General features: G+C 73.5%; 14 protein-coding genes. 7 read left to right on the top strand and 7 right to left on the bottom strand.

The annotated features are described in order from the left end of the window. Positions 1-217: 217 nt before the first annotated feature. The 6 genes from ACE101_RS06875 to ACE101_RS06850 form a co-directional block, all read right to left on the bottom strand. A complete protein-coding gene (locus tag ACE101_RS06875) occupies positions 218-1,462 on the bottom strand; it encodes a CCA tRNA nucleotidyltransferase (RefSeq protein ID WP_379127115.1) in 1,245 nt (414 codons plus the stop codon). Next, a complete protein-coding gene (locus ACE101_RS06870) occupies positions 1,459-1,716 on the bottom strand; it encodes a DUF6111 family protein (RefSeq protein WP_379127113.1) in 258 nt (85 codons plus the stop codon). The genes ACE101_RS06875 and ACE101_RS06870 overlap by 4 nt, the downstream gene beginning before the upstream one ends. Beyond that, entirely contained in the window at positions 1,713-2,381 is a 669-nt protein-coding gene (locus tag ACE101_RS06865) for a CoA pyrophosphatase (RefSeq protein WP_379127111.1), read from the bottom strand. Before ACE101_RS06865 ends, ACE101_RS06870 begins: the two co-directional genes overlap by 4 nt. After that, positions 2,378-2,962: a DUF1285 domain-containing protein gene (locus ACE101_RS06860; RefSeq protein ID WP_379127109.1), complete on the bottom strand. Its 585-nt coding sequence runs from the start codon at positions 2,960-2,962 to the stop codon at positions 2,378-2,380. Before ACE101_RS06860 ends, ACE101_RS06865 begins: the two co-directional genes overlap by 4 nt. A gap of 41 nt (positions 2,963-3,003) precedes the next feature. Further along, positions 3,004-3,987, bottom strand: a complete 984-nt coding sequence (locus ACE101_RS06855; RefSeq protein ID WP_379127107.1) for a hypothetical protein — start codon at positions 3,985-3,987, stop codon at positions 3,004-3,006. A 130-nt stretch (positions 3,988-4,117) separates the two neighbouring features. Further along, positions 4,118-4,543: a PaaI family thioesterase gene (locus ACE101_RS06850; RefSeq protein ID WP_379127105.1), complete on the bottom strand. Its 426-nt coding sequence runs from the start codon at positions 4,541-4,543 to the stop codon at positions 4,118-4,120. A 277-nt stretch (positions 4,544-4,820) separates the two neighbouring features. Here ACE101_RS06850 and ACE101_RS06845 point away from each other — a divergent pair, with 277 nt between their 5' ends. The 4 genes from ACE101_RS06845 (at position 4,821) to ACE101_RS06830 (ending at position 11,770) form a co-directional block, all read left to right on the top strand. Further along, on the top strand, positions 4,821-5,831 hold the full coding sequence (locus ACE101_RS06845) for an AAA family ATPase (RefSeq protein ID WP_379127103.1): 1,011 nt from the start codon (positions 4,821-4,823) through the stop codon (positions 5,829-5,831). A 7-nt stretch (positions 5,832-5,838) separates the two neighbouring features. After that, complete coding sequence (locus ACE101_RS06840; protein WP_379127101.1) at positions 5,839-6,750, top strand: DUF58 domain-containing protein; 912 nt, start codon at positions 5,839-5,841, stop codon at positions 6,748-6,750. A 15-nt stretch (positions 6,751-6,765) separates the two neighbouring features. Further along, positions 6,766-9,585, top strand: coding sequence for a DUF4159 domain-containing protein (locus ACE101_RS06835; RefSeq protein WP_379127099.1), 2,820 nt, complete (start codon positions 6,766-6,768; stop codon positions 9,583-9,585). Positions 9,586-9,691: 106 nt separating this feature from the next. After that, complete coding sequence (locus ACE101_RS06830; protein WP_379127097.1) at positions 9,692-11,770, top strand: hypothetical protein; 2,079 nt, start codon at positions 9,692-9,694, stop codon at positions 11,768-11,770. 4 nt (positions 11,771-11,774) lie between these two features. Here the strand turns inward: ACE101_RS06830 and ACE101_RS06825 are convergent, their stop codons facing one another. Next, the gene (locus ACE101_RS06825; protein ID WP_379127095.1) at positions 11,775-12,275 is read right to left on the bottom strand and encodes a GNAT family N-acetyltransferase; all 501 of its coding nucleotides are present in this window, start codon (positions 12,273-12,275) and stop codon (positions 11,775-11,777) included. 265 nt (positions 12,276-12,540) lie between these two features. Between ACE101_RS06825 and ACE101_RS06820 the strand changes: the two genes are divergently transcribed. From ACE101_RS06820 to ACE101_RS06810, 3 genes are read left to right on the top strand one after another with little or no spacing between them, the layout of a single operon-like run. Further along, positions 12,541-13,425, top strand: coding sequence for a transporter substrate-binding domain-containing protein (locus ACE101_RS06820; RefSeq protein WP_379127093.1), 885 nt, complete (start codon positions 12,541-12,543; stop codon positions 13,423-13,425). A 6-nt stretch (positions 13,426-13,431) separates the two neighbouring features. After that, positions 13,432-14,130, top strand: a complete 699-nt coding sequence (locus tag ACE101_RS06815; RefSeq protein WP_379127091.1) for an ABC transporter permease — start codon at positions 13,432-13,434, stop codon at positions 14,128-14,130. Further along, entirely contained in the window at positions 14,127-14,843 is a 717-nt protein-coding gene (locus ACE101_RS06810; RefSeq protein WP_379127089.1) for an ABC transporter permease, read from the top strand. The genes ACE101_RS06815 and ACE101_RS06810 overlap by 4 nt, the downstream gene beginning before the upstream one ends. Position 14,844 lies beyond the last annotated feature (1 nt).

The raw sequence follows: 14,844 nt of genomic DNA, 5'->3' as shown, positions 1-14,844 counted from the left end.
GGATTGCGTATCAGCAAGCCCGTGCGGCGCTTGAGCGAAGCCGATTTCCGCATTGCGAAGCAATCAACCGGAAATCGTATGAGGTCTGTGGCAGAGGGAGAGGCGGTCCGTCTCATACGGTTTCCGGATGATCGCTTCGCGATGCGGAAACCGGCCTCGCTCAGGCGCCGCGCGGGCTCGTGATACGGTTTCCGAAAGTGGTCTTCCGGAAACCGTCTCAGGCCGTCGCGAGTGCGATAGCGGCGAGGCGCTCGCGCGCGGCCGCATCCTCCGGGCAGCCCTCGGCGAGCCAGGCCGCGCGGGCCGCGGCGAGGGCCCGCCCGAGGCCCGGGCCGGGCCGGATGCCGCGGGAGACGAGGCCGGCCCCCGTCAGCGGAAAGGCCGGGGCCTGCGCGTCCCCGGCCGTGAAGGCGGCGAGCGCGCGCGCGGCCGGGTCTGTCAGGACGGGGGTCGGCTCGCCCGCCAGGACGAGAACCGCATCCGAGACCGCCTGAACGCCGAACCGCGCCACCTGCCGGCGGATCGCCGCGACGTCGAGGGGCGCCGGCGCCCCGTGCAGGCTCGCTGCCGCGTCCGCATAGGCGGCGAGGCGGGCATGCTCGGCCTTGGACAGCCGCAGGCCCTCGCGCAGGCGGTCCGCGTCGGGCGGTGCCAGCACCGCCAGGGCGCCGAGGCGGCGGACGGCATCCGGCGCGTCCTCGCGGCCGCACAGCCGGCCGAGCCGGCCGAGATCGCCGATGCCGCCGATCAACCGCTGCAGCAATCCGGTGCCGGAGAGGATCGCGGCCACCTCCGCGGCGCGCGGCGCGACGAGGAGCTTCAGCAACTCGCCGCGCACGCGCTCGCGGGAGAGCAGGCCCAGGCCCTCGCGCGCCGCGATCGAGGCGGCGAGCCCCTCCGGATCCATCGCGCCGCGCCCGTAGCGGGCATGGAAGCGGAAGAAGCGCAGCACCCGCAGGTAATCCTCGCGGATGCGCTGGGCCGCCGCCCCGATGAAGCGCACCCGGCCCGCCGCGAGGTCCGGGATGCCGCCCACCGTGTCGTGGAGGCCGCCGGCCGGATCCGCCGACAGGGCGTTGATGGTGAAGTCGCGCCGCTCGGCGTCGCGGGCGAAGTCGCGGCCGAAGCGCACCACCGCGTGGCGGCCGTCGGTCTCGATATCCTCGCGCAGGGTCGTGACCTCGAAGGGCTCGCCTTCCGCGACGACCGTGACGGTGCCGTGGCTGATGCCCGTGGGCACCGGCTTCAGGCCGGCCTCGGCGACCCGCCGCACCACCTCGTCCGGCAGCAGGGTGGTGGCGAGGTCGACATCGGCCACGCGGCGGCCGAGCAGGGCGTCGCGCACCGCCCCGCCGACGAGCCGGGTCTCCTCGCCGGGCGCGTCGAGGGCGGCGAGCACCCGTTGCAGGCGCGGGCGGGCGATGAGGGCGTCAAGCGCCGCCCGGTCGAGGCCCGGACTCATCGGAACTGCCCCGGCACCACCCGGCCGTTCTCGATATGGGTCGGCACGAAGCCCTGGCCGTGGCGCTCCGCGAACAGCCCGGCGACGACGAGGGAGGCGATGACGAGGAGCCCGCCCGCCACGGCGAGCCGCAGGGCGTGGTCGCTCCAGTGGATCCAGCGGAAGGGGCTGCGCTGGCGCAGCACGAGGTACAACGCGAACGCGACGAAGGGCAGGAAGAACAGGATCAGGTCGTCGGCGACGGCGCGGATCATCGCGGGGCCGCCTCGGAGAGCCGGTCGGAGAGGTTGCGCACGATGCCCGCCGTGACGCCCCAGATGTAGCGCTCGCCGAAGGGGATCGCGTAGTAGCGCCGCTGCCGGCCGCGCCATTCCCGGCTGTGCAGGGCGTGGTTGGCGAGGTCGAGCAGGAAGGCGAGGGGCACCTCGAAGGCGTCCGCCACCTCGTCCGGGTTGAGGGTGAGCGGTGCCGCCGGATCCACCAGCCCGACCACCGGGGTGACCAGGAAGCCGGTGCCCGACAGATAGGGGTCGAGGTAGCCGAGCGGGCGCACATGGGCCCGGGCGAGGCCGATCTCCTCCTCGGCCTCGCGCAGGGCGGCGGCCAGCGGCGAGGGGTCGGCCGGGTCGATCTTGCCGCCCGGGAAGGCGATCTGGCCCGAATGGTCGCGCAGATGGGCGGCGCGCTGCGTGAACAGCACCGTGACGGAATCGGGCCGGGCCAGCACCGGCACCAGCACCGCCGCGAGGCGCGGCGGGCGGGCGAGGGCGGCGCCGAGCACGTCCGGTTCGAGGTCGTGGTCGCCGCGCGGGTTCGAGGTCGGATCGAGCGGTCCCGGCGGGTCCGGGCGCAGGCCCGCCGCGGCCCGGGCCAGGAAGGCCTCGAGGGCGGAGGGATGCGGCGAGAGCGCCGCCGTCACGACAGGTCCGCGGCCGGCAGGATCGGCTGGAAGCGCCCGCCCGCGGCGAGCCCGAACCAGCGCGCCCCGTCCACCTCGCGCTCCTCGCAGAGGTCCACGAGGTCGTAGACCAGGGCGCGCGTCACCAGGGCCCAGAGCCCGTGGCGTACGTGGAGATAGGGCTTGAAGCCGCCCTCGGCGTCGCGCTCGAAGCGCAGGGCGTGATCGTCGTCCACGGGCACGAGATCGTCCACATTGGTGCGGAAGGCGAGGCTGCGCGCGTCGCCCTCGCCCTCGACGGCCATCTCGACGGCGAGGAAGGGCGCGTCCTCGACCGTGATGCCGACCCGCTCCACCGGGGTCACGAGGACGATGCGGCCGTCGGGGTCGCGCCGCAGGATGGAGGCGAACAGGCGCACCAGGGCCGGCCGGCCGATCGGGCTGCCGTTGTAGTGCCACGTCCCGTCCGCGGCGATCCGCATCGGGATCTCGCCGCAATAATCGGGGTTCCATCGCTCGACCGGCGGCGGGCCGCGCCGCGTGCCCTCGGCTCCGAGGGCGGCGGCAAGACGGTCGAGGGTTGCGGAGGGGGGCTGATCCATGCTCCGTAAGATAGGCGAGCCTGCGCCGTTTTGAACGGCGCCTACGCGCTTGGCGGCATCAGCGTCTTCACGGCCATCGACAGCGGCACCAGCGTGTTCGTGCTGTGATGCGAGAACAGCCAGTGGTTGGGCTTGTTCTTCCACGAGTTCAGGATGCCGAGCCCGTCGATCCAGCCGAGATGCTGGTCGTATCGGGCGACCTTGATCTCCGGAGCGATCGTGCAGCCGAAGGTGACCACCGAGAGCGGCTGCGTCGTGGATGCGGGCAGAGAGCGGATCGCATTGGCGATCGAGAGGGCGCCTTTGCTGTGGCCGACGACTTGGGTGATGCCGGATGACCCGCGCAGGATCGCATGCAAGGTGTCGGAACCGACGCTGCCCTGCCGGAAGAGCGGGGCGCCGGTGTCAGCGTTGCGCGGGCGGTCGGGATCTGCCGCCAGAAGGTTGCGGCCGAGCTTCGCAAGTTCCGGCGCCGTCGCGGCGAGGATCTCCTGCGTCTCGCGACGGATCCAGTCGTGGAGCCCGAAGCCGAACCAGCCGCCGAGCGCCTGATGGACGACGTCGGCGAGACCGTAGCCCGGGACGATGGCGGCCACCGGCTTGCTCAAGGCCTCGGAGATATTCCAGGCGAAGGCCGCCGACCCGAGGGCGGAACTGCCGACGCCAGTCAGCGAGAGCGTCTGCACCCCGGCGCTGTCGCGCAGGAACGCCTCGACGGTATGATAAGGCTGCGAGATGAACGGGGGGCGGCGAGGGTCCACCACCAAGATGGCATCTTCCGGATTGGCGAGAGCGCTGAGATCGAGCTTGTTGAGCGCGGCTCGGGCCGAGATGTCGGCCGTGCTGTTCTGGGCCTGCGCAACGATGACCGATCCTCGCTCGAGAAGAGCGCCATAGAGGATCGCGGTGTCGTAGAAGGCCGCATCCAGCATCGTGTTGGTCAGGCGGAAAGCCTTCAACATCGGCACCACAGCTTCCTTCGGAAGCTCGAATCCGCTCAGGGAAGCAAGCAGACTGGTCGGCATGGCTGGCCCCGTCCCAGATGCCCGATCGACATCGGATTCCGGCACAAGCAAATCGCTTACCAGATTTTCCAGGGATTATTGCAGGTGTGGACGTCACCGTCTCTTACGGGCCGGAACGGATCTTGCCGGATCAGACCGGGCTCTCGGGCCTGCGCCGCAGGATCTTCCACACGCCCGTGCAGGTGGCGGCGACGCGGCCGTCGCTCGTCAGGTCGCCGCGCAGGAAGACGAGGGTGCCGGTGCGCTGCACGACCTGCGGCGTCAGGCTCACCACCTCGCCCATCCGCACCGCGGCGATGAACTGCATCTCGAACTGCACCGTGACACAGTTGGCGCCGTCTGCGCTCGCCATGGCGGTGACGCCGAGCGCCCGGTCCGCGAAGGTCATCAGCATGCCGCCCTGCACGACCCCGATCAGGTTCGCGTGCTTGGGCTCGGCGCGGAACGCATAGGCAGCCGGGCCGTCGCCCTCGCGCACGAAGATCGGGCCGACGAGGTCGACGAAGCCGGGATCCGTGAAGGGCTGCCAGCCGGCGGCGGGGGAGAGGTCGATCATGGCAGCGGCTTAGAGCAGCGCCCGATCGCGGTGCAATCGTTCGTTGCTCGGGACCGGACGCGCTTCCCTCCGCCGAACCGGATCCACTTCGGCGGGAAACGTCCCGGCAGGGCCGGAGCACCGGCCGCAACGGCCACGCTCCGGCCCAGAGCACGACCCCGCGGCAACCCTGCGTCGTCGCGCCGACCTTGCCACGCGGGGGGAAGGGTCCCACACTCCCCGTTCAGGTGCGGATCGGGGCGGATCCGAAGACCCATCGCGAGCAGAGGATCCCCGCATGACCCATGGCAGCGCGCCGGCCCCCGCGACCTCCCTCGATGACGGCATCGTGGCCGCCGCGGAAGCCTGCCTCGCCTCGGTGGGCCAAGCGCGCGAGGCGATCCATCAGGTCATCTTCGGCCAGGAGCAGGTGGTCGACCTCGCGCTGGTGACGATCCTGGCGGGCGGCCACGGCCTCCTCGTCGGCCTGCCGGGCCTCGCCAAGACCAAGCTCGTCGAGACGCTCGGCACCGTGCTCGGCCTCGATGCCCGGCGGGTGCAGTTCACCCCCGACCTGATGCCGTCCGACATCCTCGGCACCGAGATCCTCGACGAGGACCAGGACCGCCACCGCTCCTTCCGCTTCGTGCGCGGTCCGGTCTTCACCCAATTGCTGATGGCCGACGAGATCAACCGCGCCAGCCCGCGCACCCAATCGGCCCTGCTTCAGGCGATGCAGGAGCACTTCGTCTCGGTGGCGGGCGAGCGGCACGACCTGCCGCGCCCCTTCCACGTCCTCGCCACCCAGAACCCGATCGAGCAGGAGGGCACCTATCCGCTGCCCGAGGCCCAGCTCGACCGCTTTCTCCTCGAGATCGACGTCGGCTATCCGGACCGGGCCGCCGAGCGGCGCATCCTGATCGAGACCACCGGCGCCGAGGAGCACCGGGCCGCGCCCGTGATGACCACCGACGCGCTCCTCGCCGCCCAGCGCCTCGTGCGGCGCCTGCCGGTGGGCGACCGCGTGGTGGACGCGATCCTCGACCTCGTGCGCGCCGCGCGCCCCGAGGGGGGCGACGCCGCCGTGGCGCCGAAGCTCCTCTGGGGCCCGGGGCCGCGCGCCAGCCAGGCCCTGATGCTGGCGGTGCGCGCCCGCGCCCTCATCGAGGGCCGGGTCGCCCCCTCCGTCGAGGACGTGGCGGCCCTCGCCGAGCCGGTGCTGAAGCACCGCATGGCGCTCACCTTCGCGGCGCGGGCGGATGGCGAGACCATCACCGGTCTCGTCGGCCGGCTGGCCTCGCGCCTCTAGGCTCCGCATGGCCTCGACCCGCGTCCTCGACGCGACCGGCCGCGTCCCGGGACGGACGGAGACCGAGAGCGCCCTCACGCTCGCCGAGCGGATGCCGCGGCTGATCCTGGAGGCGCGCCGGGTCGCCTCCACCCTCTCGCACGGACTGCACGGGCGGCGGCGGGCGGGCCCCGGCGAGAGCTTCTGGCAGTTCCGCCCCTTCGTGGCCGGCGAGGCGGCCTCGCGCATCGACTGGCGCCGCTCCGCCCGCGACGGGCGCCTCTACGTGCGCGAACGCGAATGGGAGGCGGCCCACACGGTGTGGCTGTGGATCGACCGCTCCGCCTCGATGGGCTTCGCCTCGTCGCTGGCGCAGGCGCCGAAGGTGGAGCGGGCCCTGGTGCTCGGCCTCGCGCTCGCGGACGCCTTCGTGGAGGCGGGCGAGCGGGTGGGGCTCCTCGGCCTCGCCCGGCCGCAGGCCTCCCGGGCCATCGTGGAGCGCGTCGCCGAGGCGCTGGTGGCGGATACGGGCGGCCTCGACGAGGATCTGCCGCCCCGCGCGCCCGTCGCCCGCTTCGACGAGGTGATCCTGATCGGCGACTTCCTCACCCCGGTGGACGAGGTGCGTTCGGCGGTGGCCGGCATCGCGGCGGCGGGCGGGCGCGGCCACCTCGTCGTCGTCGTCGATCCGGTGGAGGAGACCTTTCCCTTCGCGGGCGAGGCCGAGCTGCACGATCTCGAAGCCGGCCTCTCGCTGCGGGTCGGCGACGCGGCGGCCTGGGGCCGGGCCTACCGGTCACGGATCCAGGCGCATCGCGACGCGTTGGCCGAGGTCGCCCGCGGGCATGGCTGGACCGTCAGCCTGCACCGCACCGACCGGCCGGCGAGCGAGGCGGCCCTGCGCCTCGTCACGCTCGTGGCCGCGCGCGGCGCGGGCTGAGGAGGCAACCGCGCCATGTTCGGACTTCCTCTCAGCTTCGCCGCGCCGCTGGCCCTCGCCGCGCTGCTGGCGCTGCCCGCCCTCTGGTACCTGCTGCGGGTGACACCCCCGCGCCCGCGCCGGATCGACTTTCCGCCCCTGCGCATCCTCGCCGACCTGCTGCCCGAGCGCGAGACGCCGGCCCGCACGCCCCTGTGGCTGATGCTCCTGCGGCTCGCCGCCGCCGCCTGCCTGATCCTCGCGGTGGCCGGCCCGGTCTGGAACCCGGCCGCCACCCGCGTCGGCGACGGGCGGGCGCCGCTCGTGCTCATCCTCGACAACGGCGCCACCGCCGCCCAGGATTGGCGCGACCGCATCCGCATCGCCACCGACGAGGTCGAGGGGGCGGCCCGGGCGGGGCGGCCCGTCGCGCTCCTCGCCACCGCCTCCGCCCCCGCGGGCCTGGAGGCGACGGGGCCGGGCCCGGCCCTGGAGCGCCTGCGGGCGATCCAGCCCCTGCCGCACCTCGCCGCGCGGGACGCGCACCTGCCCGCACTGGCGGGCTTCCTGGAGCAGCATCCGGGCAGCGCCGTGGTCTGGATCAGCGACGGCATCGCCGGCGTGGACGAAGGCCGCTTCCCGGCCGGTCTCGCGGAGGCCGTGGCGAAGGGCACGGCCGCGCTCACCGTGCTGAAGGGGGACCGCGCGCCCGCCCTGGCGCTCGCCGGCCCCGAGGGCTCCGGCGGACGCATCGGCGTGCGGGTGCTGCGGGCCGAGGCGAACGGCCGCGACGCCGGGACCGTGCGGGCCCTCGACGCCAAGGGTCTCCCGCTGGCCGAGGGCGCCTTCGGCTTCGCGGCGAACGCCACCGAGGCCGAGACCGGCTTCGACCTGCCCGTCGAGATCCGCAACGCCATCGCGCGCTTCGAGATCGCGGGCGAGCGCTCCGCCGGGGCGGTGACCCTCGCCGACGAGCGCGGGCGGCGGCGGCGCGTCGGCCTCGTCTTCGGCGGCACCACCGATCAGGCGCAGCCGCTCCTCTCGCCCAGCTACTATCTGTCCCGGGCGCTCTCCCCCTTCGCCGACGTGCAGGAGCCGCGCGGCGGCAAGGGCGCGGCCGAGTCGATCGGCCAGATGCTCGACGCCCAGGTCTCGGTGCTGGTGCTGGCGGATGTCGGCGCCCTCGATCCGGCGACGCAGGAGCGCGTCGCCGGCTTCGTGGAGAAGGGCGGGCTGCTCCTGCGCTTCGCCGGCCCCCGCCTCGCCGCGGGCAGCGACGACCTCGTTCCGGTGCGCCTGCGCCGGGGCGGCCGGGTGCTCGGCGGCGCCCTCTCCTGGGAGAGCCCGAAGACGCTGGCGCCCTTCGCGGCCGAGAGCCCCTTCGCCGGCCTGAAGCCACCGGCCGATATCGGGGTGCGGCGCCAGATCCTGGCCGAGCCGGACGGCGACCTCGCCCGCAAGACCTGGGCCTCCCTGCAGGACGGCACTCCCATCGTCACGGCCGCCAAGCGCGGGGAGGGATTGGTGGTTCTGGTCCACGTCACCGCCGACACGACATGGTCGAACCTGCCGCTGTCGGGGCTCTTCCTCGACATGCTGCGCCGAACGGTGGCCCTCGCCGGCACCACGCCGCCCGCCGAGGGCGGCCCCCAGGCGGGACCGCCCCCCGTGCTCGCCCCGCGGCTCGCCCTCGACGGGTTCGGCACGCTCAATCCGCCGCCCGCCACCGCCCGGGCGATCCCGGCGACCTACACCGACCGCGCCACGCCCGAGCATCCGCCCGGCTTCTACGGCCCGGTCGATGGCGGGCTCGCGGTGAACGCCCTCAAGCCCGACGACCGGCTGCGTCCCCTCGATTTCGCGGCCCTCCAGACTGCGCGCTTCGGCGGCCTCTCGCAGGCGGACCGCCGCGACCTGCGCGGGCCCCTGTTCCTCGCGGCCCTCGGCCTCCTCGCCCTCGACACCCTGGCGACGCTCTGGCTCGGCGGCTTCTTCGGCCTGATGGCGGCCCGCTGGCGGCGCCCGGCCGCGGCCGCCCTGCTGCTGCCGGGACTCCTCCTCGCCGGTGCGCCCGATCCGGCCCGGGCCGCCGAGCCGCAGGCCAACCGGCCGAACGGCATCGAATCCGCCCTCGTCACCCGCATCGCCTACGTGCTCACCGGGGATGCCACGGTGGACGAGACCAGCCGTGCCGGGCTCAGCGGCCTCACGCAGATGCTGTCGAGCCGCACCGCCCTCGAACCGGGCGAACCGGCCGGGATCGATCCGGGCAAGGACGAACTCGCCTTCTACCCGCTGATCTACTGGCCGATCGTGCCGAGCCGTCCGCAGCCGGGCGAGCAGGCGATCCGGCGCATCGACGCCTTCATGAAGAACGGCGGCACGGTGATCTTCGACACCCGCGACGCCATGACCGCCCGCTCCGGCGGTCCGCCGACCGCGGAGGCGCTCTATCTCCAGCGCATGCTGGCGACCCTGGAAGTGCCGGAACTCGAACCGGTGCCGCGCGACCACGTGCTGACCAAGGCGTTCTACCTCGTCGACAGCTTCCCCGGGCGCTACGCCAACGGCCAGACCTGGGTGGAGGCGCTGCCGCCTGCGGGCGACGGGGCCGAGCGGCGCCCGGCCCGGGCCGGCGACGGGGTCTCGCCCATCGTGATCACGGGCAACGACCTCGCCTCCGCCTGGGCGGTGGGCCGGCGCGGGGAGGCGCTCTATCCGGTGGTGGGCGGCGATCCGCGCCAGCGCGAGATGTCCTTCCGCGGCGGCGTCAACCTCGTGATGTACGCGCTCACCGGCAACTACAAGGCCGATCAGGTGCATGTGCCGGCCCTGCTGGAGCGGCTGGGGCAGTGATCGGATTCGCGATGCGGCGTCGGAGGTGGGACACGGGGGGCGGGGTTCCGCCGCGCGGCCCGTCGCCGGTCCGCGGACCCTGGTCGCCCGCCGGTGAGGATCACCGATGCTGAGCCTGAGCTTCTCGCCCCTCGTCCCGGTCCCTCCGCTGTGGGGCCTCCTGGCGCTCGCGGCCGCCCTCGGCGTGGTCGCCTTCCTGGCGCGCGGGCCGGTGTCGCTGCTGCGCGTCCTCGTCCTCGCCCTCGTTCTCGCGGCGCTCGCCAACCCCTCCCTCGTCCAGGAGGAGCGCGAGCCGGTCAAGGACATCGCGGCCGTCGTCATCGACCGCTCGGGCTCGCAGATGCTCGGCGAGCGCCCGGCCATGACCGAGCAGGTCAAGGCCGAGCTGCAGCGGCGCTTCGGCGGCCTCGCCGAGATCGAGCCGCGCTTCGTCGAGGTGCCGGAGGCCGGCAGCGACGAGGGCACCAAGCTGTTCACCGCCCTCTCCAACGCCCTCGCGGACGTGCCGCCGGACCGGCTCGCCGGCGTGGTCATGGTCACGGACGGCGTCGTCCACGACATTCCGGCCAATGCCGCGGCGCTCGGCTTCAAGGCGCCGCTGCACGTCCTCGTCACCGGCCGGCCCGACGAGCGCGATCGTCAGATCCACCTGATCGAGGCGCCGCGCTTCGGCATCGTCGGGCGCGAGCAGACGATCCGCGCCGAGGTGATGGAGCGTGGCGGCACCGGTTCGGCGGTCGTCACCGTGCGTCGCGACGGCGAGGAGGTGGTCCGCCAGACCGTGCGCACCGGCCGGCCTTTCGCCTTGACCCTGCGCATCGAGCATGGCGGGCCGAACGTGGTCGAGATCGAGGCCGAGGCGCTGCCCGGCGAGCTGACCACCGCCAACAACCGGGCGGTGCTGCCGATCGAGGGCATCCGCGAGAAGCTGCGCGTCCTCCTCGTCTCCGGCGAGCCGCATGCGGGCGAGCGCACGTGGCGCAACCTGCTCAAATCGGACGCCAACGTCGATCTCGTTCACTTCACCATCCTGCGCCCGCCCGAGAAGCAGGACGGCACCCCGATCTCCGAACTCTCGCTGATCGCCTTCCCGACCCGCGAGCTGTTCCAGCAGAAGATCAAGGATTTCGACCTGATCATCTTCGACCGCTACGCCAACCAGAGCGTGCTGCCGTCGAGCTACTTCGACAACATCGTGCGCTACGTGCGCGAGGGCGGCGCGCTCCTGATCGCGGCGGGGCCGGAATTCGCCTCAGCGGCGAGCCTCGCGCGCACGCGCCTCGCCGCGATCCTGCCGGGCGAGCCGAACGGCCGCGTGATCGAGCGGCCCTACAAGGCGGTGCTCACGGGCAGCGGCCAGCGCCATCCGGTCACCCGCGACCTGCCGGGCTCGGAGGCGAGCCCTCCGGCCTGGGGCGACTGGCTGCGGCTGATCGGGGCGGAGGTGCGGCCCGGCATCACGCCGATCATGGGCGGCGCCGACGGGCAACCGCTCCTCGCGCTCTCCCGCGAGGACAAGGGCCGCGTCGCGCTCCTCCTCTCGGATCACGCCTGGCTCTGGGCCCGCGGCTACCAGGAGGGCGGGCCACATCTCGACCTGCTGCGCCGGCTCGGCCACTGGCTGATGAAGGAGCCCGCCCTCGAGGAGGAGGCGCTGCGGGCGATGACCACCGGCCACGGCCGCGAGGTGCGCGTCGAGCGCCAGACCATGGCGGACGACGCCGAGCCCGTGACGGTCACGGCGCCGAGCGGCGCCACGCGCAGCCTCACCCTCGGGCCCGACAAGCCCGGGCTGTTCGCCGCGACCTTCGAGGCGGGCGAACTCGGCCTGCACACCCTGCGGTCGGGCAGCCTCGTCAGCTTCGTGAGCGTCGGCCCCGCCAACCCGCGCGAACTCATCGACGTGTTCAGCGACACGGAGCGCCTGCGCCCGGTAGCGGAAGCCACGGGCGGGTCCGTCCGCCGCGTCGCCGAGGCGGGGGACGCCGTGACCGTGCCACGCCTCCAGGTCGCGCGCTCGGGCCGCCTCGCGGGCGCCGAGTGGATCGGCTTCCGGCCGAGCGACAGCGCCGTGGTGCGGGGCGTCTCGGTCTACCCCCTCGCCCTCGGCCTCGTCGCGCTCGCCCTCCTGGCGGCGGCGGTGCTGGCGATGTGGCTGACGGAGGGCCGGCGCGGGCGGGCCTGACGCTTCAGGCGCCGCCCACCACCGCGCCCGCCACGCCGTCGAAGGCGCCCTCGTGCAGTTCGAGGAGCAGGAACCGGGCCGGATCGACCGGGCCGGGCAGGGTCAGGCGCCGCGGCGGCACCGGGCGGAAGCCGAACCGGGCGTAGTAGGGCGCGTCGCCGACGAGGAGGACGAGCCTGTGACCGCCCGCCCGCGCGGCCTCGATGGAGGCGCTCATCAGCGCGCCGCCGATGCCGCGGCTGCCGAAGGCCGGGTCGACGGTGAGCGGGCCGAGCACCAGGGCCGGCGCGCCGCCCGCGCGGACGGGCGAGACCCGCACCGAGCCGACGAGCAGCGTACCGACCACGGCGGTGAAGGAGAGATCGGGCAGGTGCGGCACGCCCTCGCGCAGCCGGAAGGCGGTGCGGGCATAGCGGCCGGGACCGAAGGCGCGCTCGTGCAGGCGATCGACCGCGTCGGAATCGCCCGCGCGTTCGAGGCGGATGACCAGGGGCAGGGAACTCACGGGATGGCCTCTCGATGGGACGGAAGACGGATGGCCGCGTTACGGCCGTCGTCGCGCTTCCCGGCGCCGGACTCCCATGGATTGGCTCCCCTCCGGCCCGATTCTCCGAGCCGCGCCGCCCGATAGCAGGCCGGACCGTCCGGTGCAAACCGTCGCTGGCACGCGGCTGGCATCCCGGGGGACCGCGCGCCTGCGGGACTTGCGGAGCGGGGCCGTCCGCGGGTTCATTGCAAGCACCGCACGCGGACCAGCCACGGACTCGATCATGCCAGGATTCCCCATCTCCCCGATGCTCCGGCCGTTCCTCGGACTCGCCGCCCTGGCCGTCGCGGCCCTCGGCGCGGCGCGGCCGGCGACCGCCGAGGACACGGTCCCCGCGGTCGTGCGCATCGCCACCGAGGGGGCCTACGCGCCCTACAACTTCACCAAGCCGGACGGCAGCCTCGACGGCTACGAGATCGAACTCGCCCGGGAGGTCTGCAAACGGGTCAAGCTCACCTGCGAGTTCGTGGTGCAGGACTGGGACGGCGTCGTCCCCGGCCTCCAGGCCAAGAAGTTCGACGCGATCATGTCGGGCATGACCATCACGGAGGCGCGCCTGAAGGTGGTCGACTTCACCCGGCCCTATAGCAGCGACTTCTCGGGGCTCGCCGTCGACCGCAACGGCCCCCTCGCCAAGCTGCCCCTGGCCGATCAGAAGCTCAGCCTCACCGCCGACGCGACGCAGGCCCAGAAGGCCATCGACACGCTCAAGCCGCTCCTCAAGGGCATGACCGTGGGCGTGCAGGTCTCGACCATCCACGCGGCCTTCCTCGACAAGTACCTCAAGGGCACGGTCGAGATCCGCGAGTACAAGACCACCGAGCAGCACGACCTCGACCTCGCGGCCGGGCGCATCGACGCGATCTTCGCCAACGACGCGGTGCTGCGCACCACCGCCGAGAAGCCGGAATTCAAGGGCGGCATCGTGCTGGCCGGCCCGCGCTTCCGCAACGGCGTCCTCGGGCAGGGCGTCGCCATGGGCCTGCGCAAGGGCGAGGCGGCGCTCAAGGCCCGCCTCGACGAGGGCATCGGCTCGGTCATCGCGGACGGCACCCTCAAGGCCATCTCGACCAAGTGGTTCAAGGCCGACATGACGCCCCAGGGCTGACGCGGCGTGGACCTCCTCACGCTCCTGGGCCCGGGCGGCTGGGGCCCGGCCCTGCTGCTCGCGGCCGGCACCACGGTGGCGCTGGCGGTCTGCGGCTTCCTCGTCGGGGCCGTGATCGGGACCGGTGCTGCCGCGGCCAAGCTCTCGGGGCTGGTCCCCCTGCGGGCTGTGGCGGACGTCTACACCACGCTCCTGCGCGGCGTGCCCGACCTCCTCGTGATCTACCTCCTGTATTTCGGGGGCAGCGCGGCTCTGGGCAGCATCGGCGCCCTGTTCGGCGCCACCGGCTTCATCGGCCTGCCGCCCTTCGCGGTCGGCGTCGCGGCGCTCGGCATCATCTCGGGGGCCTATCAGGCGGAGGTGTTCCGCGGGGCCTATCTCGCCCTCGATCGCGGGCAGATCGAGGCGGCGCGGGCGGTCGGCATGTCGCCCGCGCTGCTGTTCCGGCGGGTCCTGGCGCCCCTCGTGGCGCGCACGGCTGTGCCGGGCCTGGGCAATGTCTGGCAGATCCTGCTCAAGGATTCGGCCCTCGTCTCGGTGACCGGGCTGGTGGAACTGCTGCGGCAGGCGCAGGTCGGGGCGGGCTCGACCCGCCAGCCCTTCACCTTCTATCTCGCGGCGGGCGCCCTCTACCTCGCCATCACCTCGCTCTCGAGCTGGGGCTTCGCCCGGGCCGAGGCCCATGCGCGCAGGGGATCGCCGTGATCGATCCGGATTTCCTCGGCGAGACCCTGGTCGCCCTGTCGCGCGGCCTGCCGGTGACGCTCGGCCTCACGGCGGGGTCGGTCGCCTGCGGGGCGGTGCTCGCGGCGCTCGCGGCGGCGGCGCGCCTCTCCGGCATCCCCGGCCTCGGCCTCCTGGCGCGGGGCTACGTCTTCGTCTTCCGCGGCACGCCGCTCCTGGTGCAGCTCTTCCTGATCTATTACGGGCTCGGCCAGTTCCGCCACGACCTGCAGGCGCTCGGCCTGTGGTGGTTCTTCCGCGAGCCGTATTGGTGCGCGCTGCTCGCGCTCAGCCTCAACACCGGCGCCTATACGGCGGAGATCTTCCGCGGCGGGATCCTGGCGGTGCCGCACGGGGCGCTGCTAGCAGGGCGGGCCTGCGGCATGTCGCGGCTGACGCTGTTTCGCCGGGTCACCCTGCCGCTCGCCGCCCGCCAGGCGCTGCCGGCCTACGGCAACGAGATCGTCTCGGTGGTGAAGGCGACCGCGCTCGCCTCGACCGTCACCATCCTCGAACTCACCGGCATCGCCCAGAAGCTGATCGCGCAGAGCTTCCGGGCGCTGGAGATCTTCCTCTGCGCCGCCGCCTTCTACCTCGTCATCGTGAGCGCCATCATCGCCCTGGTGCGGCTCGCGGAGGCGTGGCTCTCCCCCGATCTTCGCCCGCGGCCGCTGGCTGCGCCGCGGGCCGCGTGAC

The organism is Methylobacterium carpenticola, assembly GCF_042748905.1.
GTDB classification, from domain to species: domain Bacteria; phylum Pseudomonadota; class Alphaproteobacteria; order Rhizobiales; family Beijerinckiaceae; genus Methylobacterium; species Methylobacterium carpenticola.
Note: the sequence above shows the minus strand (reverse complement) of the source record. Positions and strands in the feature narration are given on the sequence as shown.